This window comes from Pseudomonas sp. PWP3-1b2, from assembly GCF_049896045.1.
Classification (GTDB): domain Bacteria; phylum Pseudomonadota; class Gammaproteobacteria; order Pseudomonadales; family Pseudomonadaceae; genus Aquipseudomonas; species Aquipseudomonas antarctica_B.
Window position 1 is genome coordinate 31,031 of the sequence record NZ_JAFCTN010000007.1, and the last position, 20,498, is coordinate 51,528.

Annotated in this window: 15 protein-coding genes and 2 pseudogenes; 11 read left to right on the forward strand and 6 right to left on the reverse strand. The window is 60.8% G+C overall.

Features of this window, described 5'->3' with window-relative positions; translation table 11 throughout:
* Positions 1-145 precede the first annotated feature (145 nt).
* Positions 146-304, forward strand: a pseudogene (locus tag ACP7A2_RS06730) (amino acid permease); the annotation flags it as partial.
* On the opposite strand, the gene ACP7A2_RS06735 reads toward ACP7A2_RS06730, so the two are convergent.
* The gene (locus ACP7A2_RS06735) at positions 250-1,140 is read right to left on the reverse strand and encodes a LysR substrate-binding domain-containing protein (RefSeq protein WP_426133586.1); all 891 of its coding nucleotides are present in this window, start codon (positions 1,138-1,140) and stop codon (positions 250-252) included. The pseudogene ACP7A2_RS06730 and the gene ACP7A2_RS06735 overlap by 55 nt on opposite strands.
* A gap of 188 nt (positions 1,141-1,328) precedes the next feature.
* Here ACP7A2_RS06735 and ACP7A2_RS06740 point away from each other — a divergent pair, with 188 nt between their 5' ends.
* From ACP7A2_RS06740 to ACP7A2_RS06760, 5 genes are all read left to right on the forward strand, one after another.
* Positions 1,329-2,093: a sulfite exporter TauE/SafE family protein gene (locus ACP7A2_RS06740; protein WP_426133587.1), complete on the forward strand. Its 765-nt coding sequence runs from the start codon at positions 1,329-1,331 to the stop codon at positions 2,091-2,093.
* A 122-nt stretch (positions 2,094-2,215) separates the two neighbouring features.
* Positions 2,216-2,806: an NAD(P)H-dependent oxidoreductase gene (locus ACP7A2_RS06745; RefSeq protein ID WP_426133588.1), complete on the forward strand. Its 591-nt coding sequence runs from the start codon at positions 2,216-2,218 to the stop codon at positions 2,804-2,806.
* 30 nt (positions 2,807-2,836) lie between these two features.
* Positions 2,837-3,733 carry a LysR substrate-binding domain-containing protein gene (locus ACP7A2_RS06750; RefSeq protein ID WP_375070020.1) on the forward strand — a complete coding sequence of 299 codons (897 nt, stop codon included), beginning with the start codon at positions 2,837-2,839 and terminating at the stop codon, positions 3,731-3,733.
* 103 nt (positions 3,734-3,836) lie between these two features.
* Positions 3,837-4,730, forward strand: coding sequence for an NAD-dependent epimerase/dehydratase family protein (locus ACP7A2_RS06755; RefSeq protein WP_426133589.1), 894 nt, complete (start codon positions 3,837-3,839; stop codon positions 4,728-4,730).
* 196 nt (positions 4,731-4,926) lie between these two features.
* A complete protein-coding gene (locus ACP7A2_RS06760) occupies positions 4,927-6,372 on the forward strand; it encodes a SulP family inorganic anion transporter (RefSeq protein ID WP_426133590.1) in 1,446 nt (481 codons plus the stop codon).
* Here the strand turns inward: ACP7A2_RS06760 and ACP7A2_RS06765 are convergent, their stop codons facing one another.
* Entirely contained in the window at positions 6,373-6,765 is a 393-nt protein-coding gene (locus tag ACP7A2_RS06765; protein ID WP_426133591.1) for a lysozyme inhibitor LprI family protein, read from the reverse strand.
* A 204-nt stretch (positions 6,766-6,969) separates the two neighbouring features.
* On the opposite strand from ACP7A2_RS06765, the gene ACP7A2_RS06770 reads away from it, so the two are divergent.
* The 4 genes from ACP7A2_RS06770 (at position 6,970) to ACP7A2_RS06785 (ending at position 11,244) form a co-directional block, all read left to right on the forward strand.
* On the forward strand, positions 6,970-8,373 hold the full coding sequence (locus ACP7A2_RS06770) for a gluconate:H+ symporter (protein ID WP_426133592.1): 1,404 nt from the start codon (positions 6,970-6,972) through the stop codon (positions 8,371-8,373).
* 12 nt (positions 8,374-8,385) lie between these two features.
* Positions 8,386-9,246 (forward strand): MurR/RpiR family transcriptional regulator, encoded by an 861-nt coding sequence (locus tag ACP7A2_RS06775; protein ID WP_426133593.1) that lies wholly within the window; start codon positions 8,386-8,388, stop codon positions 9,244-9,246.
* A gap of 1 nt (position 9,247) precedes the next feature.
* The gene (locus ACP7A2_RS06780; RefSeq protein WP_426133594.1) at positions 9,248-10,714 is read left to right on the forward strand and encodes an N-acyl-D-amino-acid deacylase family protein; all 1,467 of its coding nucleotides are present in this window, start codon (positions 9,248-9,250) and stop codon (positions 10,712-10,714) included.
* Between the two features lie 161 nt (positions 10,715-10,875).
* Positions 10,876-11,244, forward strand: a complete 369-nt coding sequence (locus tag ACP7A2_RS06785; RefSeq protein WP_348060373.1) for a glyoxalase superfamily protein — start codon at positions 10,876-10,878, stop codon at positions 11,242-11,244.
* A 234-nt stretch (positions 11,245-11,478) separates the two neighbouring features.
* On the opposite strand, the gene ACP7A2_RS06790 is transcribed toward ACP7A2_RS06785, so the two are convergent.
* From ACP7A2_RS06790 to ACP7A2_RS06800, 3 genes and pseudogenes are all read right to left on the reverse strand, one after another.
* Positions 11,479-12,342 (reverse strand): methyl-accepting chemotaxis protein, encoded by an 864-nt coding sequence (locus ACP7A2_RS06790; RefSeq protein WP_375070064.1) that lies wholly within the window; start codon positions 12,340-12,342, stop codon positions 11,479-11,481.
* A gap of 39 nt (positions 12,343-12,381) precedes the next feature.
* Positions 12,382-13,410: pseudogene (locus ACP7A2_RS06795) on the reverse strand (methyl-accepting chemotaxis protein); the annotation flags it as partial.
* A gap of 158 nt (positions 13,411-13,568) precedes the next feature.
* Positions 13,569-19,283: a membrane-targeted effector domain-containing toxin gene (locus tag ACP7A2_RS06800; RefSeq protein ID WP_426133595.1), complete on the reverse strand. Its 5,715-nt coding sequence runs from the start codon at positions 19,281-19,283 to the stop codon at positions 13,569-13,571.
* 198 nt (positions 19,284-19,481) lie between these two features.
* On the opposite strand from ACP7A2_RS06800, the gene ACP7A2_RS06805 reads away from it, so the two are divergent.
* Positions 19,482-20,099, forward strand: coding sequence for an FKBP-type peptidyl-prolyl cis-trans isomerase (locus ACP7A2_RS06805; RefSeq protein ID WP_348060379.1), 618 nt, complete (start codon positions 19,482-19,484; stop codon positions 20,097-20,099).
* Positions 20,100-20,163: 64 nt separating this feature from the next.
* On the opposite strand, the gene ACP7A2_RS06810 is transcribed toward ACP7A2_RS06805, so the two are convergent.
* Positions 20,164-20,421, reverse strand: a complete 258-nt coding sequence (locus ACP7A2_RS06810) for a hypothetical protein (protein WP_003194088.1) — start codon at positions 20,419-20,421, stop codon at positions 20,164-20,166.
* Positions 20,422-20,498: the final 77 nt, after the last annotated feature.

Below are 20,498 nucleotides of genomic sequence, written 5' to 3' on the forward strand. Positions count from 1 at the left end.
CAACCGCGAAACTTAACCACCACCCACATCAATGTTGGGCGTGGGCTTGCCTGCTATCGCGGCCGTGAATTCCCCACCGCTATCGCAGGCAAGCCAGCTCCCACAGGGTTCAGCGTCAGCAACAATCATCACAATAATAAAGCGGCACACCACGCTGTTGGGGCTGGTGCTGATAGGCGCGGTGATGATCACAACGTACTTCGCCGAGGTGTTCGGCGTGCCGTTCCTGTTGATTCTGTCGGCGGTGTATTACGGGTTTTTCCGCAAGGGCAGGGCCAGGGCGTCAAGCAAGGCTTGGGCGTAGCCGGGCAATTGGTCGAACGAGCGCGCGCACAGCAGCAGTGTTCGGCAGGCCCAGTCTTCTTGCAGCGCCAGGGTTTTGAAGTTGGGTTCCAGCGGCCAACGCGCCAGCGCGGCCTGGGGAACAATCCCCAGCCCTGCGCCGCCGGCGACCATGCGAATCAACCCGTCAAAACCCTCGGCGCGGATGCGTGTTTGCAGGCGGAAACCCGCGTGCAACGCTTGCTCTTCGAGGTAAACCGTCAGGGCACTGTTGGCGGTCAGGCCCACAAAGTCGTGTTGCAGGCTGTCGATAAAACTCCCCTGGCTGAACGGATGATCCAGCGGCGCGATCAGCACCAGCGGGTCGGCGCGAAAGCGCAGGGTTTGCAAGCCGTGGGTGTCTACGGCGTCGGAGATGATGCCCAAGTCTGCCGTGCCTTGGCGCAATGCGTGAGTGATGCGCAGGCTGGGCAGTTCCTGCAGGTCGATGTCGAGGTTGGGGTGTTTGCGCAGGAAGTCCGCGAGCAATTCCGGCAGGTATTCACTGAGCGCCGTGGTATTGCACAGCAGGCGCACCTGGCCTTTGACGCCGTTGGCGTATTCCGCGAGGTCCTGTTGCAGGTGCTCCGCCTGTTGCAGCAGCAGGCGCGCGTGCCGGGCCAGGGCCTTGCCGGCGGGGGTTGGCGTGACGCCTCGGCGGTTGCGCTCGAGAAACTCGATGCCCAATGAGGCTTCCATTGCGCGGATGCGCGCACTGGCGGCGGCCAGGGATAAATGGCTGCGGCTGGCGCCGGCGGTGATGTTGCCGGTGTCGAGGATATGCAGGTAGAGGCGCAGGTCGATCAGGTCAAAGTGCATGGCTGGGGTTCTCGGGTGGCTGGGCTGGCCTCATCGCGGGCAAGCCCGCTCCCACATTGGATGTGTGAATACCTTCAAGTGTGGGAGCTGGCTTGCCTGCGATGGCGGCATCAGCCTCACGCAAAACAAGAGGCAGCCTCAGTATATGGCGAATTTTCGAGATCATCGAAAACCTCCACACTCCGCCCATGAATACCTTCCTCGCGTTCTACACAGACATCGGCCCCGCCCTGACCCTGCTGGTGTTCGGCACCTTCCTGCTGGCCGGTACCGTCAAAGGCATCATCGGCCTGGGCCTGCCCACCGTCGCCGTGGGCCTGCTCGGCCTGGCTATGCTGCCGGCGCAGGCTGCCGCATTGCTGATCATTCCTTCCACCGTCACCAACCTCTGGCAACTGGCCTTCGGCGGTCACCTGAGCGCATTGGTCAAACGCCTGTGGCCGATGCTGCTGCTGATCTTCCTCGGCACCGGGCTCGGCACGCTGGGGCTGGGCATGGGCGGCGAGCACTGGGTGGTGCGCGCCCTGGGCGGGGCATTGCTGATGTACGCGTTGAGCGGTTTGTTCTTGCCCACGTTTCAGGTCAAGCCTGCCACCGAACACTGGCTTGGCCCGTTGTGTGGCGTGATTACCGGCGTGATCACCTCGGCCACCGGCGTGTTCGTGATTCCGGCGGTGCCGTATCTGCAGGCGCTGGGCTTGAATCGTGATCAGTTGGTGCAGGCACTGGGGTTGTCGTTCACGGCTTCTACCCTGGCGCTGGCTGCTGGCTTGGCCTGGCGCGGCACCCTGGGCAGCGGCGAACTCAATGCGTCCGTGTTGGCGCTGGCTCCCGCGTTGCTGGGCATGTGGCTGGGCCAGGCGCTGCGTGAACGCATCAGTGCCGTGCTGTTCAAGCGGGTGTTTTTTATTGGCGTGGCGCTGTTGGGCGGCCACTTGCTGATCGGCGGTTAAATCAAGAGTGCTGGTTTATTCGTGCGTTTTGGTCAAATGTATTTTGCCGCGCCGCCGCTTATTCCTTGGGGCAGATGTCGATAGCCTGCCGGCAGACATTCCCAACCCTCTGGATCCTTCCCATGAAAAAAGTCCTCCTGCTCAACGGCGGCAAGAAATTCGCTCACTCCGACGGTCGTTACAACACCACCCTGCACGACGCCGCCGTGGCCGTGCTGGACCGCGCGGGCATCGACGTCAAAGTCACCCATATCGACGAAGGCTACGAGGTGGCCGAGGAAGTGGCGAAATACCTCTGGGCCGATGTGATCATCTACCAGATGCCCGGCTGGTGGATGGGCGCGCCGTGGATCGTCAAGAAGTACATCGACGAAGTCTTCACCGAAGGCCACGGCAGCCTGTACGCCAGCGATGGCCGCACTCGTTCCGATGCGTCGCAAAAGTACGGCAGCGGCGGCCTGATTCAGGGCAAGCAGTACATGCTCTCGCTGACCTGGAACGCGCCGCAGCAAGCCTTCGACGACCCCACGGATTTCTTTGAAGCCAAGGGTGTCGACGCTGTGTACTTCCCGTTCCACAAGGCCAACGAATTTCTTGGCATGACTGGCCTGCCGACCTTCCTCTGCGTGGACGTGATGAAACGCCCGGCCATCGAAGCCGACGTGGCGCGTTACGAAGCGCATCTGGCGCAGGTGTTCAAATTCTCGGTGTAAGCTGCCAGCAACCGATAACGAGGACCGCCCGTGAAAGCCCGATCCGATGAGCTACAGATCTTCGTCAGCGTGATTGAGTGCGGCTCGATTTCCGCCGCGGCGGAGCAGGTCGGGCAGACGCCGTCGGCGGTCAGCCGCACGCTGTCGCGCCTGGAAGCCAAGCTCGACACGACGCTGATCAACCGCACCACGCGGCGCATGGACCTGACCGAGGAGGGCAAATACTTCTTCGAGCAGGCCAAGGTGATCCTGGCGCAGATGGACGACCTGGAAGAGCGCCTGTCGTCGCGCCAGAAAAAACCCGCCGGGCGTTTGCGCATCAACGCCGCCGTGCCGTTCATGCTGCACGGGATCGTGCCGTACATTGCCGAGTTTCGCAGCCTCTACCCCGAGATCCAGCTGGAGCTGAACAGCGATGACTTGATCATCGACCTGCTGGAGCAGAGCACCGACATTGCGATTCGTATCGGTGTGCTGGCCGACTCGACCCTGCATGCGCGGTCGCTCGGTTGCACGCCGCTGCATATCCTCGCCAGCCCCGACTACCTCAAAAAACACGGTACACCGACGACGGTGGCGGAGTTGGCGGCGCACACCTTGATGGGTTTTACCCAAACTGAAACCCTCAACCACTGGCCGCTGCGCCATGTGGAAGGCGATCGCTGGCTGATCCAGCCGAGTATCGCCGCCTCCAGCGGCGAAACCGTGCGCCAATTGGCGCTGGAGGGGCAGGGCATTTGCTGCCTGTCGAACTTCATGACCGTCGAAGACATCAACGCCGGGCGCTTGGTACCGGTGCTGGAAGCGTTCAACAGCGGCTATCGCCAGCCGATTCACGCGGTGTTCTACCGCAACTCGCAACTGGCCCTGCGCATCCAGTGCTTTCTGGACTTCATTCAAACCAAGCTCGCGCGCTACGCCTGCTGATTCGTGAGCTGGGCGCAAGATTGAATTGGGCAATACGGTCTTATTCGACAGGGATGAGTCCTCGATACTGGGCCCATCACTTACCCAGTCAGGAGCACACTCCATGAACGTATTCGTTACCGGCGCAGCAGGATTTATCGGCGGTTCCATCGCCACTGGCCTGGTCAAGGCTGGCCACACCGTTACCGGCTTGGTGCGCAGCGCCGAGCAAGCCGCTGAAATGACCGCCCTGGGCATCACCCCAGTGATCGGCACCCTGGACGACGCGGCCCTGTTGAGCGAGCAGGCTTCGAAGGCCGATGCGGTGATCAACGCCGCCAGCAGCGACCATCGGGTTGCGGTGCAAACCTTGCTGGCCGCCTTGAAAGGGTCGAACAAGCCGTTTCTGCACACCAGCGGTTCGAGCATTGTCGGTGATGCGTCGGGCGGTCAATCCAGTGACGTTATCTACGTCGAAGGCAACCTGCCGGAACCGACTGTCGACAAGGCGGCGCGCGTGGCTATCGATAACCTGATCCTTGCTGCCGCCAACGACGGCGTGAATTCGGCGGTGATCTGCAACACGCTGATCTACGGCCACAGCCTGGGCGTGAAGCGTGACAGCGTGCAATTGCCGCGCTTGCTCAAGCAGGCGCGCAAAAGTGGCGTGGTACGCCATGTGGGCACGGGGCAGAACATTTGGTCCAACGTGCATATTGAAGACGTGGTGGCGCTGTACCTGCTGGCGCTTGAGAAGAACGTACCGGGTACTTTTTACTTCGTGGAAAGCGGCGAAGCGGCGTTTGTCGACATGACCACTGCCATCGCCCAAGCGCTGAAGCTGGGCAAACCACAGGATTGGCCGTTGGCCGAGGCTGAAGCCGAGTGGGGCTATGAAATGGCCAACTATGGCCTGGGCTCCAACAGCCGGGTGCGTGGCAAGCATGCCCGTGAGTTGCTGGGCTGGGCGCCGAAGCGGACCTCGGTAGTCGAGTGGATTCGCAACGAAATGGTGTGATGTTCACTTAGCACCGCGTCGTCTGCATCGCAGGCAAGCCAGCTCCCACATTTGATTGCATTCCCAGCTGTGGAACGCGGTTAATTGTGGGAGCTGGCTTGCCTGCGATGGCTGCACCTCGGTTCTCCAGGCTAGCCCCATCTACCGCAATTCCGTACCATCCCCAGCCTTATCCCCCGCATTACCCCGGTACCTCATGAAGCTCACCCGTCTGCGCGCCGATGCCTTGGCTGGCCTCACCACCTCTTTTGCCCTGTTGCCTGAATGCATTGCCTTTGCCCTGGTGGCCCACCTCAACCCGCTGATGGGCCTTTACGGCGCGTTCATCATTTGTACGCTCACCGCATTGTTTGGCGGGCGGCCGGGCATGGTCTCCGGCGCCGCCGGGTCGATGGCGGTGGTGATCGTCGCGCTGGTGGTGCAGCACGGCGTCGACTATTTACTGGCGACGGTGCTGCTGGGCGGGCTGATCATGATCGCCTTCGGCGTGCTGCGCCTGGGCAAGCTGGTGCGCATGGTGCCGCACTCGGTGATGCTGGGCTTCGTCAACGGCCTGGCGATCATCATTGCGCTGGCGCAACTGGAGCATTTCAAAAGCGGTGACACCTGGCTCAGCGGCACGCCGCTTTACGTGATGACCGGGTTGGTGGCGTTGACCATGGCCATCGTCTACCTGCTGCCGCGCCTGACGCGGGCGGTACCGCCTGCGTTGGTGGCGATTTTGGGCGTGGGCCTGGCGGTGTACCTGCTCGGCCTGCCGACGCGCACCCTGGGCGACATGGCTCACATCGCCGGCGGCCTGCCGACGTTCGCTTTGCCGCAGATTCCGTGGACCCTGGAAACCCTCGGTATCATCGCGCCCTACGCGTTTTTGATGGCGATGGTCGGCCTGCTGGAAACCCTGCTGACCCTCAACCTCACCGACGAAATCACTGAAACCCGTGGCTACCCCGACCGCGAGAGCGTGGCGCTGGGCGCGGCGAATATGGTCTCGGGCCTGTTCGGCGGCATGGGCGGTTGCGCGATGATCGGGCAAACCGTGATCAACCTCAGCTCCGGCGGGCGCGGGCGTTTCTCCGGGGTGTTTGCCGGGGTGATGATCCTGTTGTTCATTCTGTTCTTGTCGCCGCTGATCGAGCGCATTCCGCTGGCGGCGCTGGTGGGCGTTATGTTCGTGGTATCCCAGCAGACCTTCGCCTGGGCCTCGTTGCGGGTGATGAACAAGGTGCCGCTCAACGATGTGCTGGTAATTGTGGCGGTCACCGTGATCACGGTGTTCACCGACCTCGCCACGGCAGTGCTGTGCGGCATCGTGATTGCGGCGCTGAACTTCGCCTGGCAACAGGCCCGTGAGCTGTACGCGGACGAGCATCTGGAAGCCGACGGCAGCAAGTTGTATCGCCTGCACGGCACCTTGTTCTTCGCCTCGACCACGCCGTTTTTAAATCAATTCGACCCGGCCAATGACCCAGCCCACGTGACGCTCGATTGCCGTCACCTGAGCTTTGTCGACTACTCGGCGATTGCTGCGCTGATGACCCTGCGCGAGCGCTATGCCAAGGCTGGCAAGCATGTGCGGGTGCTGCATTTGTCGGAGCGCTGCAAGAAGTTGCTCAAGCGCGCCCGCGTGCAGCACGATTGATTACAACGGCAACAGGCTCTCCAGTTCAGCGGCGCGGGTTTGGGTCATGTCCACCCTGCAGGCGGCGCCGTTGACCCGATCGATAGTGCCGCCGCTGGCACTGTCCATAAAGCCGCAGTTGGCGTCACGGTATTTGATCCACAAGTGCTGAACGTCCTGCAGTTGCTGCTTTTTCTCGCCTTGCTCAAAGTTCATCACGGCTTGGTAAGCCTTGTTCAGTCGAGCGTCCTGCACCTTCAGTTCCTGGGCCTGACACGCGACCATCGAGGAGTCGCTATTGGCGCCATTCATGCATTTGGTCAGTGCCGGGCTGTCTTCGGCAGACGCTGTACCGCTCAGCCCGAGAAAAAGGGCGCTGGCGATGAAAGGAGCGAGCAGGGCTTGACGAGTCATTGTGGGGTTTCCTTATTGATGGGCAGGTGACAGTGCATCCGTCTTCTATGACTGGACCTGTCGTTTCCGGGTTCCGCGTCGCTTGAATTGCATGTAAGAACACCCCCCGAATTTTCATGGGCTGGCGCCAGACATATCCCCAGGCGACAGCGCTTGTCTGTGCGCGAAAATTACTTTCATAAAAATTGAAAGTAGCCCTCGGTAATGATTTATGAGTTTCACAACCAACTCGACGTGACCCTTTCCGAGGAGTACCGCATGGCCGCATCACCGGGCTTCGGGCTATTGGCATACGCTGCCATCGCCATCATTGCTTTGATTGTGCTGATTGCACGTTACCGACTCAACCCATTCATCGTCATCACGCTGGTCTCCATCGGCCTGGCGCTGATGGCCGGTATGCCGGCGGACACCATCATGGGGTCGTACGAGGCGGGCGTGGGTAAAACCCTGGGGCACATCGCCCTGGTGGTCGCGCTGGGCACCATGCTCGGCAAGATGATGGCCGAGTCGGGAGGCGCCGAGCAGGTGGCGCGCACGCTGATCAACCGGTTCGGCGAGCGCAACGCGCATTGGGCGATGGTGTGCATCGCTTTCCTGGTGGGGCTGCCGCTGTTTTTCGAGGTCGGTTTTGTGTTGCTGGTGCCCATCGCCTTTACCGTGGCGCGGCGTGTAGGCGTGTCGATCCTGATGGTCGGCTTGCCGATGGTCGCCGGGTTATCGGTGGTGCATGCGCTGGTGCCGCCGCACCCGGCGGCGATGATGGCGGTGCTGGCGTATAACGCGTCGGTCGGTCAGACCGTGCTGTATGCCATTGTGGTGGGGATTCCCACGGCAATCATCGCCGGCCCCCTGTACGCCAAATTCATCGTGCCGCGCATCCAGTTGCCGGCGGAGAACCCGCTGGAACGCCAGTTTATCGACCGCGAGCCGCGCACCCGTTTGCCCAGCTTTGCGCTGACCATGGGCACCATTCTGTTGCCGGTGGTGCTGATGATGATCGGCGGTTGGGCCAATGTGATTTCCACGCCGGGCACTGGTTTTAACCAGTTTCTGTTGTTTATCGGCAACTCGGTGATCGCGCTGCTGGTGGCGACCCTGGTGAGCTTCTACACCCTGGGCCTGGCGCAAGGTTTCAACCGCGAGTCGATCCTCAAGTTCACCAACGAATGCCTGGCGCCGACCGCCAGCATCACCTTGCTGGTGGGCGCGGGCGGCGGGTTGAACCGCATTCTGGTGGACGCCGGCGTGACCAATGAAATTCTCGGGTTGGCCCACGCCTTCCATTTGTCGCCACTGGTGATGGGTTGGTTGTTTGCTGCGCTGATGCGCATCGCCACCGGCTCGGCCACCGTGGCCATGACCACCGCGTCGGGTGTGGTGGCGCCGGTCGCCCTGGGCCTGGGTTATCCACACCCTGAATTGCTGGTGCTGGCCACTGGCGCAGGCTCGGTGATCTTTTCCCACGTGAACGACGGCGGCTTCTGGCTGATCAAGGAATACTTCAATATGACGGTGATCCAGACCTTCAAGACCTGGACCGTGCTGGAGACCCTCATTTCGGTGGTCGCTTTCGGTCTCACTTATGGTTTGTCCTGCATTTTGTAACCCGGAGCTCCCATGGACATCCTCTACCAGATCCGCGCCCGCCAGGGCTCCTTCAGCGCCGGTGAAGGGCGTATCGCCAAGCTGATGCTTGATGACGTGGGCTTTGCCGCGTCGGCCAGTCTGGAAGCGCTGTCACACCGGGCCGAGGTCAGCACCGCCACGTTGTCGCGCTTTGCACGCAGCGTGGGTTGCCGGGATTTGCGTGACTTGCGGCTGCAACTGGCTCAGGCCAGCGGCGTTGGCAGCCGCTTTTTGGACCCTGCGGGGTTGCCGGAGCAATCGGCGTTTCATCGGCAGATTCTCGGCGATATCGAGGCGACGTTGCGCCAGCACCTGTCGGGGTTTAACCAGGCACGTTTCGCCGACGCGGTGAGCCTGCTGGGCAAGGCGCGGATGATCCATGCGTTCGGCATGGGTGGCCCGTCGAGCCTGTGCAGCGATGAGTTGCAGGTGCGCCTGGTGCGTCTGGGCTATCCAATTGCCGCCAGCCATGACCCGGTGATGATGCGTGTCACGGCTGCGACGCTGGGCCCGGAGCATGCGCTGATCGTGTGTTCGCTCACCGGCCTCACGCCTGAATTGCTGGACGTGGTGACGCTGGCGCGCAACTACGACGCGCGCATCATCGCCATCACCTTGGCCGACTCGCCCCTGGCCCAATTGGCGGACGTCGTGCTGGCGCTGCAACCGGCCGAAACCAGTTTTATCTACAAGCCCACTGCGGCGCGCTATGGAATGCTGCTGGCCATCGACCTGCTCGCCACCGAGCTGGCACTGGCCCTGCCGGACGACAACCAGGAACGCCTGCGCCGGATCAAGCTGGCCCTGGATGATTATCGCGGCGGCCCTGACAGCCTGCCGCTTGGAGACTGACATGAAGTACGACACGTTGATTCGCCAGGCGCTGATCATTGATGGCAGCAACACGCCTGGGTATGTGGCCGATGTGGGGCTTCTTGCCGGGCGCATCGAGACCATCGGGGACTTGTCGACAGCCGTAGCCGAGCATGAAATCGAGGCCAGCGGCCGCGTGCTGGCGCCGGGCTTTATCGACGTGCACACCCACGACGACACGGTGGTGATCCGCCATCCGCAGATGCTGCCCAAGCTGAGCCAGGGTGTGACCACGGTGATCGTCGGCAACTGTGGCATCAGCGCATCGCCGGTGACGCTGCGCGGCGATCCGCCGGACCCGATGAACCTGCTGGGCAAGCGTGAGGCGTTCACTTATCCGCGTTTTGCCGACTATCGCGCGGCGGTGGAAAGCGCCCATCCAACAGTCAACGTCGCCGCGCTGATCGGCCATACGGCGCTGCGCAGCAACCATATGGACGACCTGCACCGCACCGCCACGCCGGATGAAATCGCTGCCATGCGCGTGCAGCTGCAAGAGAGCCTCGAAGCCGGCGCCCTCGGTTTATCCACAGGCCTGGCCTACGCCAGCGCGTTCAATGCCGAGACTGACGAGGTGCTGCAACTCAGTGAAGAATTGACGGCGTTCGGCGCGGTGTACACCACCCATTTGCGCAGTGAATTCGAACCGGTGCTGGAGGCGATGGATGAGGCGTATCAGATTGGCCGGCATGCGCAGGTACCGGTGATCATTTCCCACCTCAAATGTGCGGGCGCAGGCAACTGGGGGCGCAGCCCGCAGTTGTTGGCGTCGCTGGAACGGGCGGCGAAGACCCATCTGGTGGGGTGTGATTGTTATCCCTATGCGGCCAGCTCTTCGACGCTGGATTTGAAGCAGGTGACCGATGCGTTTCGCATCACCATTACCTGGTCGACGCCGCACCCGGAAGTGGGCGGGCGTGACTTGCAGGATATCGCTGCCCAGTGGAATGTTTCGCTGATGGACGCAGCGCGTCGTCTGCAACCGGCGGGGGCGGTGTATTACGGCATGGATGAGGCGGATGTGCGACGTATCCTGGCGCATCCGCTGTCGATGGTGGGTTCGGACGGGTTGCCCGAAGACCCGTTTCCGCACCCGCGTTTGTGGGGCGCGTTCCCGCGGGTGCTGGGGCATTTCAGCCGGGATGTTGGCTTGTTCCCGCTGCACACCGCCGTGCACAAAATGACAGGGTTGTCGGCCGCTCGTTTTGGCTTGGCCGAGCGTGGCGAAATTCGCGAGGGGCACTGGGCCGACCTGGTGTTGTTCGACCCGCTGCTGGTGCGCGATGTGGCCGACTTCAACCAGCCGCAGTGTGCGGCGCAGGGGATTGATGGCGTGTGGATCAACGGGGTGTTGAGCTACAGCGACGGCCAGGCGAACGGTCAGCGGCCGGGCCGGTTTCTGGCGCGCAGTGGCGATTTGCGTCGTGGATTCGTGGCTGGACGGTAGACCGGGTTATCGTTCATCGCAGGCAAGCCAGCTCCCACAGTTGACCAAGTTTCAGCGTTGGAATGCAGTTAACTGTGGGAGCTGGCTTGCCTGCGATTGCGATCTGCCATTTAACACGGGAAACCCTCTATAGTTGGGTTTTCAGACAAGGAGGCGGATACATGCACTTAGGAAAAGTAGTCCCCATTCTGCGGATTTTCGACGAGGCCAAGGCGTTGGAATTCTATGTGGAGTTTCTGGGGTTCAAGGTGGATTGGCAGCATCGCTTTGAAGCGAATTTCCCGCTGTATCTGCAGGTATCGCTGGGTGAGTGCGTGCTGCATTTGTCCGAGCATCACGGCGATGCGTCGCCGGGTTCGGCGGTGCGGATTCAGGCGCAGGGCGTGGACGCGTATCAGCAGCAATTGCTGGGCAAGGGTTACCGATATGCCAAGCCCGGGGTTGAGCAAACGCCTTGGGGCTCGCGGGAGATGAGCATCAACGATCCATTTGGGAATCGGCTGGTGTTTGTTGAAGAAGGCGAGGGCTGAGTGGTAAGGCCCAACTCACGGAGGGCCGAGTATGTCTAAGTTTGCACCTGTGGCGAGCGGGCTTGTCCCGCGTTGGACTGCGCAGCAGTCCCATTTTTTGGGGTCGCTACGCAACCCAACGCGGGACAAGCCCGCTCGCCACAGTGACAGTGACAGTGACAGTGACAGTGTCTGGACTTGACTGATCGGGTTAGAAATACCGTCGGCTTTCAAAGACCCTGAAAGAGTGTGTTCTTACACTCGGAAATGGCTGACCATCTGCTGCAACTGGCTACCCAACCGCGCCAGCTCCACACTCGATTTAGCCGTCTCATCACTCGCCGTAGCAGTCTGTTCCGACACATCACGCACATTCACGATGCTGCGGCTGATCTCTTCCGCTACGGCACTTTGCTGCTCCGCCGCCGCTGCAATTTGCTGGTTCATCGACTGGATATTCGACACCGTACGGGTGATGTTTTCCAGCGACACGCCCGCCTTGCGCGTCAGCTCGACACTGCTGTCGGTGAGGCTGCGGCTGTTGTTCATCACCGCTGCCACTTGCTGGGTGCCGTTCTGCAAACCGGCGACCAGGCCTTCGATTTCTTCGGTGGATTTTTGCGTGCGCTGGGCCAGGCCGCGCACTTCGTCCGCTACCACGGCAAAGCCGCGACCGGCTTCACCGGCACGTGCCGCTTCAATCGCAGCGTTGAGCGCGAGCAGGTTGGTCTGTTCGGCCACGGCCTTGATCACGTCCATCACGCTGCCGATCTTGTTGCTCTCTTGTTGCAGATGGGTCATCGCGTCGGTAGAGCGCGCCACTTCGGCGGCCAGGCGTTCGATCTGGGCGATGGCCTCGGCCACCACTTTGTCGCCTGCACGGGCTTGGCTATCGGCGTCAGCGGCGGCGAGGGAGGCTTGTTCGGCGTTGCGTGCGACTTCCTGCACGGTGGCGGTCATTTCATGCATCGCGGTGGCGACTTGATCGGTCTCGATCTTCTGGCTGTTCACACCGGCACTGGTTTGCTCGGTGACGGCAGACAGCTCTTCGGCGGCGCTGGCGATTTGCGTCACACCGTCGCGAATACCGCTGATCAGCTCACGCAAGGTGGTGCCCATGCGCTGGATACCTTGTTGCAACACGCCCAGTTCATCACGGCGGGTGACCTGGATGGTGTGGCTCAGGTCGCCGGAGGCAATGCGCTCGACCACGGCCAGGGTTTCCCTGATCGGGCGAGTGATCTGGCGGGTAATTACCCACGCTGCGATGATGCCGACCAGCAGGGCGAGCAACGTGCTGATCAATTGCAGGCTGCGGGCCTGGGCGCTTTCGACGTCACGGCGGTCCAGTTGAATGTCGTAGAGTTTTTCGCTGATCGTCACGATATCGCCACCCTGGGTGGTCATTTCGGCACGGGCGGTGACAATGTTGGCGTTGGCTGCCTTGTAGCTTTGCACGGCGCTGCGATAGACGCTGAGCGCGGTGTCCAGCGAGGCCAGCGCGCTTTGTTGACTGCTGCCAAACGTGGCGTTGAGGCCTTTCAAGCTAGCGATGGCTTTGTCGATTTGCGCGGCGGCGCGGGCTTCGGTTTCGGCGTTGACGTTATTGGTGTAGCCACGCACTTCGTAGCGCGCCAACTGGAAGTCTTCCTTGGCATTGCTTACGGCCTGGTACTGGGCGAAGCGCTCAGGACTCTCGGGCATTTGCTCCACGCTGTCTTCCAGTGCATTGATTTGGGCATTGGCAATGTCGGCCTTGTCGCCCATTACCTGGCGAGCGCTGGCGCCGTTACGGTAGGCCTCGCGCATTTTGTTCAATGACTGCTGATACGCCGTAATCACCGCCTTCTGCTGGTTGAGCAGCTTGAGGTTTTCCGGGCTCTTGAAGCTGTCCAGCAGCTTTTGCTGCTGAGCGGCGAAGGCGTCGAGGCTGGTCTGTACGTTTTGCGCCACGGCTTCGTCGCCGTTGGCCAGCATGTATTGCAGGCGCACGATGCGCAGCTTGGTCAATGAGGCGTTGAGCTGAGTGATGTCGCTCATCCAGTTGCTGCGATCGATCAAGCCGCCCAGGCTGGTCCAGCCGGTGAGGGCCAGGATCGAGGTGAGGACGAGTACCAGGCCAAAGCCCAGGCCCAGTTTGAGGTTGACGCTAATGTTGCCGAACCAGCTATTCATCGAAAGCTCCATAAGGTGATGTCTGTCTGCTGGACGGTGTTGTTGTTTGAGCCAGCCAAAGTATGTAGGTCGGTATCGGCGGCAAGGCGTGGATCTGAAATTATTTTTAAGCGGACTGATGAACGGTGAACCCCGCCCGATTGCCGGGCGGGGTTGTTAGGCGGTGTGGGTCAGGTTATTGCTCGTAGCCCGATGCCTGCAGGAGGGTCGGCTTTGAGGATGTTGATAAGCTGCGAAAGGTCAAAGAAACGCTCATTTTTGAGTGCATCCCAGCGTTCGATAAAGTACTGGCCTTTGTCATTGATCTGAATCGGCGTGGCGATGATGTCATTGCTGCGTGAGCGGTGAACCAGGTTGACTTCGAACTCACTGGGGCGCTCGATGAAGAACAGGCCCGCTTCGGTCAGCCGAGTACGGTCGGGCAGCGGCGCGCGTCGTGGCACCGGCTGTTTGAGGTTGCCCACGTCAATTCTGAAATCACTGCGCACGGCCACAATCGAGTGTTCACCGAGTGATTGCCAGCCGCCGATGCGCAGCTTCTTGGCCTGCTCCGGGTAGGTATCGCGCACATGCAGGCTGACCGCATCCTGCAACTGCGCAACTCCTGGTACTCCGCGGTGCATATCGGTATGGGAATTGCCCATGAAAGCCACCCACTTATGGGCGCCTTCTGCCAGTTGGTCGGCCTTGATCACTTCATTGGCGAAATAGTTGAATAACTCACTACGGCTCATATCACCGATGAGGCCTTTGAGGTGATAGCTGGCCGTGCAGTCCAGTGCCCTGACGCGAATCCCGTATTTATTCGCTGTTTTGACCACGTTGGTAAACGTGTGGGCGCCCTTGTACCCCGGCATTTGTCCGGCATCGAGGGCCATCAGGTAGTTTCTCAAGCCTGGCGGCATTTTCGAGGTGCGGTGAAAGGTGTCCAGTGCTGCCTGATGCAGGTCGGTGAGCAGGTGCTCCATGTACAACGTTTTCACCCCCTGTTTTTTCAGGTGCTTCATGGCGCCGATCAACAACTGCTTGGCGGATTGCTGGATGTGGATTTCGCCGATGATCAATCCGTTTTTGTGCCGATACAGCTGCTCGATAAAGACCTGCTCGCTCTGGGTCGAGAGTTGAGTCAGAGGTGCGCGCGGGGCCAGGGTGACGTCGGCAAAGGCGTTTTGTGCAGCCGTCGCCAAGCGTTGCCGTATTTCGAAGAATTGGCGTTGTGCGCCGATATGGTCGGGTTTGGTCGGCGTGTAGCGCGTATCCAGCCCGCGACGGATTTGCGTCATCTCCTCAATGGGGGCGTAAATGGCGTGGGGTATGTCGAACTCGGCGAAGTGCGACGCGGCAACGCTTGCAGGCGAAACGGTACGCGGTGTTGGCAACGTCACGGTGTGCGCCGATATCGATAACGCGTAATCCCCTCGGGATTGCCCGCTGGAGGCGCTGTCGGGATGCAGCCCTGTGGGCTGTCCCGGCGCTGCATCCTTGATGCGCAGGGCCGGGGCATTTTGCAGGTCGGCGAGCCCTGAAATCCGCTCATACGAACCCAGGCGATTCGATTCCACCAGGGCTATCCAGCCTTCACCCGGGTTGTCTCTCAGCCTGTGCTGAATGACTGTGTGTGAGTAAAAGTTGCGCAGTTTGCTGCTGCGGGGGATGAAGCGCGGTCCATCTCCCAGGGCCAGTACGTGTTCCATATGGTAGGAGGCGGCAGCATCCAGGCCGTCGATTGCGATATTCAAGCGCTGGGTTTCGTACAGCAGCTTGCGGTAGGTAAAGGGCGCCTCTTCGGTGAGCCCCAAGGTCTCGTCGATCCATTTCAGATGATTGCTGATCTGCTTCAGCGCTTGGGCCTTATCACCCTCAAGTTGGTTATTGAGGATTTTCAGCTTGCGGTGGAACAGGTCGCGGGGCAGGTTTTCGATATATACCCGCTTGAGTCCCTGTTCGACCATTAATGGCAGTTGCTCTATCAGCAGCTGCTTGCTGGCGATGGAGTTGTTGGCGGCCCCGATGATCAAGCGTTTATCCCGACTGAACAGCGTCTTGAGGATATCGCCGTGAGCCGCATCGGTGGCGAGCATCGGCAGGTGCGCTTTAGGCCCAGGGACTGGCTGGGTCTGGAAGAAGGCGTCGGCGCTAAGGCGCAGTTGCTCGACTTTCTGAGTGTAAGCCAGGCGCAGTGGTTCTACCTCGGCTCTCGCCGTGGTTTGAGCGGCGGCCTCAACGACATCGTTGATGTCCACCAGGTTGTTTTTGAACTCAGGAGCAAGCAACGCGCGGAATGTTTTGGCGTCATCCGGCGCCACGTCAAAGGCGTCCAGTGGGCTGTTGTCATCGGCCAATAATTGTTCATATTTCTTGCGCCCGCCACCGGCCATTCCGGTGCGCACCCACTCGCCGCGAGCGTTGCGATTAGCCAGGCGTGCGGTTGAATGCAACTGACCGGTCAGTGGATCGTGGCGATACAGCACGTAGCGGCCCAAGGCATCGGGCTGTTGTGGCGCCCATAACGATTGCCCATCAAACAGCACATGCTGCATGCCTTCGGGGTCGAGCGTGTCGAGTTGGCTGATAAATGCGTTTTTTGCCGCCTGGGGGCCGGTGCGAATCGTCGGACGCAGTGCCTTCAAGGTGCTTTTAAATGCGGGGCGAAGATCAAATAACAAGCCGCCCCCGAAGTTGGCCAAATAGCCAATGTAGTGGTCCAGGGCGGCGCCTTTGTCGTTCTGATGGTAGGCATTCAGCGCGAGCATGGCGTCCTTGAAGGCCAGTAGCCCGCCGAGGGCCAGGCTCAGTACAGGAAATGGCATGGTTGCCACGGCGGTTACCCATTCAATGCAGGTCCACAGGATGCCGGTAATCATTTGGGTGCGATTGACCGTGGTGGCGTGCACGTCATCAATCTTGCGTTGCAGGCGCATGTTGTAGAACTCATGCCGCAAATCGCTCAGAGGCTTGATGTGGCTGATCCCGTCATGCCGGGCGGGGCTCGGTGTGGTGCGATTGATATCCTCCGGCAGGCTCTTTTTGGCGGTTTGGAGAAAACTGCTGACGCGCGAAATGGCCTGCTGTGGCATCCGTGCAGCCCAGTAGCCGATCATGCCTTCAACCTGTTTCAACAGGTAGTTGAACAACCTGGCCTCGCGAAAGCACACGCCATCCGGCGCATCGGGTGTGTACAGCAACACCGGTTTGTCGGCGTGGCTGAACAGGTAATTGCCAAGCACCCAGTCGCCATCAATCACCAGCCGATGGACTTTATACAGGGTGCGCGTAGTGCCGTCGGTTGCTGCCAGGCTGTCGATGGCCAGTTCAAGCCAGGCCAGGTCCCCGCTGGCGATATGCCCTTGCAGGCGCGACTCCAATGCGGCGCTTTTCATCTGCAGTTGCTGGATCGCCAGCACGGCGTCGCGACGTTCGGCGTACCCCGGGCTGGTACTGCTTTGCAGGCGCTGGCGCACTTCGTCGGTATAGCGCCGGCCGATCCAGACGCCGGTAACGGAGCGCGCGACGTTCTGTGGGGTCAAGGGTGTCAGGTCGACTTCCGGCGGGCCGCGAAAGGTGGCCGCTGCGGAGAATTTTTCGTTGAGAAACCCGATACCGTCTTCGTACCCATCGCGGTACAGGGTGGTGTAGGAGACGGGGAGCGCAGAGGTTCCGACCAAGGGCTTGGGTGAGTAGGCGAAGACGCTGTCCGGGTCGATATCGTTCCGGGAGCGGCCCAACAATTTATTCAGGCTGAGCGTGGCCTGTTCGTGCAGGTAACGTTCGAATGTCGGAAAGTTAGCCTCGGCATCCGGCCTGGCATCGTAGGTGCGCAGCGCCCCGGCGGCATCATCCGCGAGGGTCACCAGACGCGCGCGGTCTGCCGTGGAAGCCGCGCGATACCAGGCTGGCGAGCTTTGCTCGTAGTCGTCACCCTGCACCGCCAACTGGTGCGCAGCCAGAGCGTCCAGGCAGTCCGCGTGAGTGCGAGGTTTGCCGAAGGTGACTTCCTGATGCTCCTCGGCATCGGGCCGCAAACTGATGCCTTGCATGAACGCGCGCATCTTTGGGCGAAAGCGCAGGGGCAATTGCTCCAGCAGGTAATCGCGCATCGTCGGTTTGCTGCTGTGGGGCGTGTTGTCGAGCCAGCCGATGATGTGCGTTTGGCAGGCGTGCAGGGTGTTGAACGCGAAGAACTCTTGTGTGCCCGGCGCGTTCGGCGCGCACAGTAACAGGCGTTTGACCTTGCCGCTGGCGTCGTTCTCGCGCAACAGCCACAGGTCTTTGAACTGTGCACCGTGCAGTAGCACGGTTTGGGCGCACAGCTGCGGGCCAGGTTTTTCTCGCAGGTGTTCAAACAGTTCGAAATCAGTCTGGCTCAGATGGCCTTTGAGTGTGGCGACATAAGCGAGGGTTACCAGGCGCTGGTCAAAAAAATCGCGCGCGGCCTGTTTGATTTGCGGGGTTGCCAGGGCGGTTTTTTGGCCAGTGGCGAAGTCCAGGCGAGGTTGCAGCGCTTGTACGTGAGTCACCACATTCTGCGCAGTCAGTTCGGCGTGTTCAGCCTTGAGCGGCGCGTCGGCATAACTCAGCGTGCTGTGTTCGAGGAAGGCCGAGCCCGGCGTGCTGTCATTTGTGTGCAGGCCGCGCAGGGAAAGCTCCACCAGTGAGCGTTTCTGCTCATACGTGCCAACGTGGGGCACTGTGCGACGGGTCGTGATGTGTAGCAGGTCAGGGTCCAGGTCGTGAATGTCCATTTCATCGGCCAGTTGCTCAGCCCACTGATGGCGGGCGAGGGCCTGGGGCGTTGCGGCAGGACCAAACAGGTCAAGGAATGTTTGTCGGGCGCTGTTATAGCGGACCAGGTGTTGGTCGAGCGTGGTTCGTTGGACGCTGCTCGCGCTGCGGTACCAGTCGGGCAATGCGTTGAATAAATGACGCTCAAGTAACTGCTGAGCTCTGAATTCCAGGCGTTGGGTCAGGTCGGGCAAGGCGGCGTCGATGGCGTTGTCCAAGTGTTGCTTGAGTTGAGCCGCGTTGCACAGATTGTCTTCTGCAAGGCTCAGGGCGAACTCGATGTCTTTCGCGCGTTTGTCGAGCAGAGCCTGATAGGTGTATTCGAACAGCGGTTCGCCCTCAATGGGCAGCAGTTCCAGCGGGAAAATGCCAATGGCGTCGAGGTGCTGATACTGCACGGGCAGGTGAGTGCTGAATTCTGCCAGGCCGGCGCGCGTCGCCAGCGTTGACTGCAAGCCTCTCTCAAGTTCGTGCAGCGAGTCGAAAGCCTCCAGGCCGCGTGACGGCGTGAACAGCAACACCGGGCCGACGGGCTCGGTGGCGCTCAGGCTGTCGACGGTCGGGCTGGCTTTGCGCGTCAGCACGAAGGCCCCCGCGAATGCCACGGTGTGCGCCTGGTAGCTGAACGTGAGCGCGTACATGCCCGGCCGGAAACCTGGCCCGCGGGAGCAGTCTTCAAGCATCTGCAGGTCGGCGGGGGAGAGCAGGTAGTCACTGACGTTGAGTCGGGTCTCCTGCTCCAGGGCGCTGATGCCGGCGCTGAAGGTCAGGTACGTCTTACGGCTCTGGCCATCGACGGCGCTTGTTTCATCCAGGGCCTCAAGGTTTTTGTTCAGGTTGGTTTTTAGTTGGGCAAGGTATTGCTGACCCGCAGGCTGGGTGAGGTCTGCCCCGTCGAGGTCTCGATACAGGTCGCGGGCCTTGTTCTTGAATGCGCCGTTGATGCGCTTCAAGGTGGTGTTGATCTGCTCCAGCGCCAAGCGCTCTTCTGGCAAGGCGACAGTCTGCTTGCCGAGCGCGCGCAGGCTGGGGTCAATTTCCATCAAGTGGGCATGAATCTGATCAAGCGTGGGTGCAGATTGAAGGGTGTTCGGCGTACTCATTGGCACAGCCCCAAGGGTGATGAGTTGAATCACCAGCATGGAGAGGTGCGGGCAGGGGCTGGCAGTAGATAGGTATGCCCGGGTGCTCATCAACGCCCGGTGTTGTGTGCTAGTCTGCTGGCCCTTTTAGTTCTGGATGGCACGCAACGCGCGGCACTTGTGCGCGGTTTGAATGCCTTCCTACAGCGGAGCACCTTCATGTCCGACGTTAATCTGTCCACCGACGAAACCCGCGTCAGCTACGGCATTGGCCGTCAACTGGGCGACCAACTGCGCGACAACCCGCCACCAGGCGTCAGCATCGACGCGATCCTGGCTGGCCTGACCGACGCTTTCGCCGGTAAGCCAAGCCGTGTTGATCAAGAGCAAATGGCTGCCAGCTTCAAGGTTATCCGCGAAATCATGCAAGCCGAAGCGGCTGCCAAAGCTGAAGCGGCTGCTGGCGAAGGCCTGGCCTTCCTGGCTGAAAACGCCAAGCGTGACGGCATCACCACGTTGGCTTCCGGCCTGCAATTTGAAGTGCTGACTGCCGGTGACGGCGCCAAGCCATCCCGCGAAGATCAGGTGCGCACTCACTACCACGGCACCCTGATCGACGGCACTGTGTTCGACAGCTCCTACGAGCGCGGCCAGCCTGCAGAATTCCCGGTGGGTGGCGTGATCGCCGGCTGGACCGAAGCCCTGCAACTGATGAATGCCGGCAGCAAATGGCGCCTGTACGTGCCGAGCGAGTTGGCTTACGGCGCTCAAGGCGTTGGCAGCATCCCGCCGCACAGCGTTCTGGTGTTCGACGTCGAGCTGCTCGACGTTCTGTAAGACCTGCTGACAATTGCACCTGGCTCCCTGTGGGAGCCGGTGCATTCAGGTTTTGCGCGGTCGCTCATGGATGAAACTTGCCATTAAGCTCCGTCGCCGGGCGCAACGCTCGGGCATAGCAGAACAGAAACAGGTTACGTACCACTTCCTTCAGCACTCCAGGCTCGCTGGAACTCAGGCCATTCACATCCAGGTCGCCCTGATCCTGCAGCTCATTCAGCGCCTCTTCCTCCAGCACCGCACAGACTTCACCGGTTTCCCGATGCAGGATTCGAAGGTAAGGGTGTGGGCGGTCCAGCCAGGCATCTATCAAATACGTCATGGTGCATTCTCCTTGATGGGTTTCAATGAGAATAATTCTTATTCGTGGAATAGCAAGTGCCTATTGGCGGTTTCCTG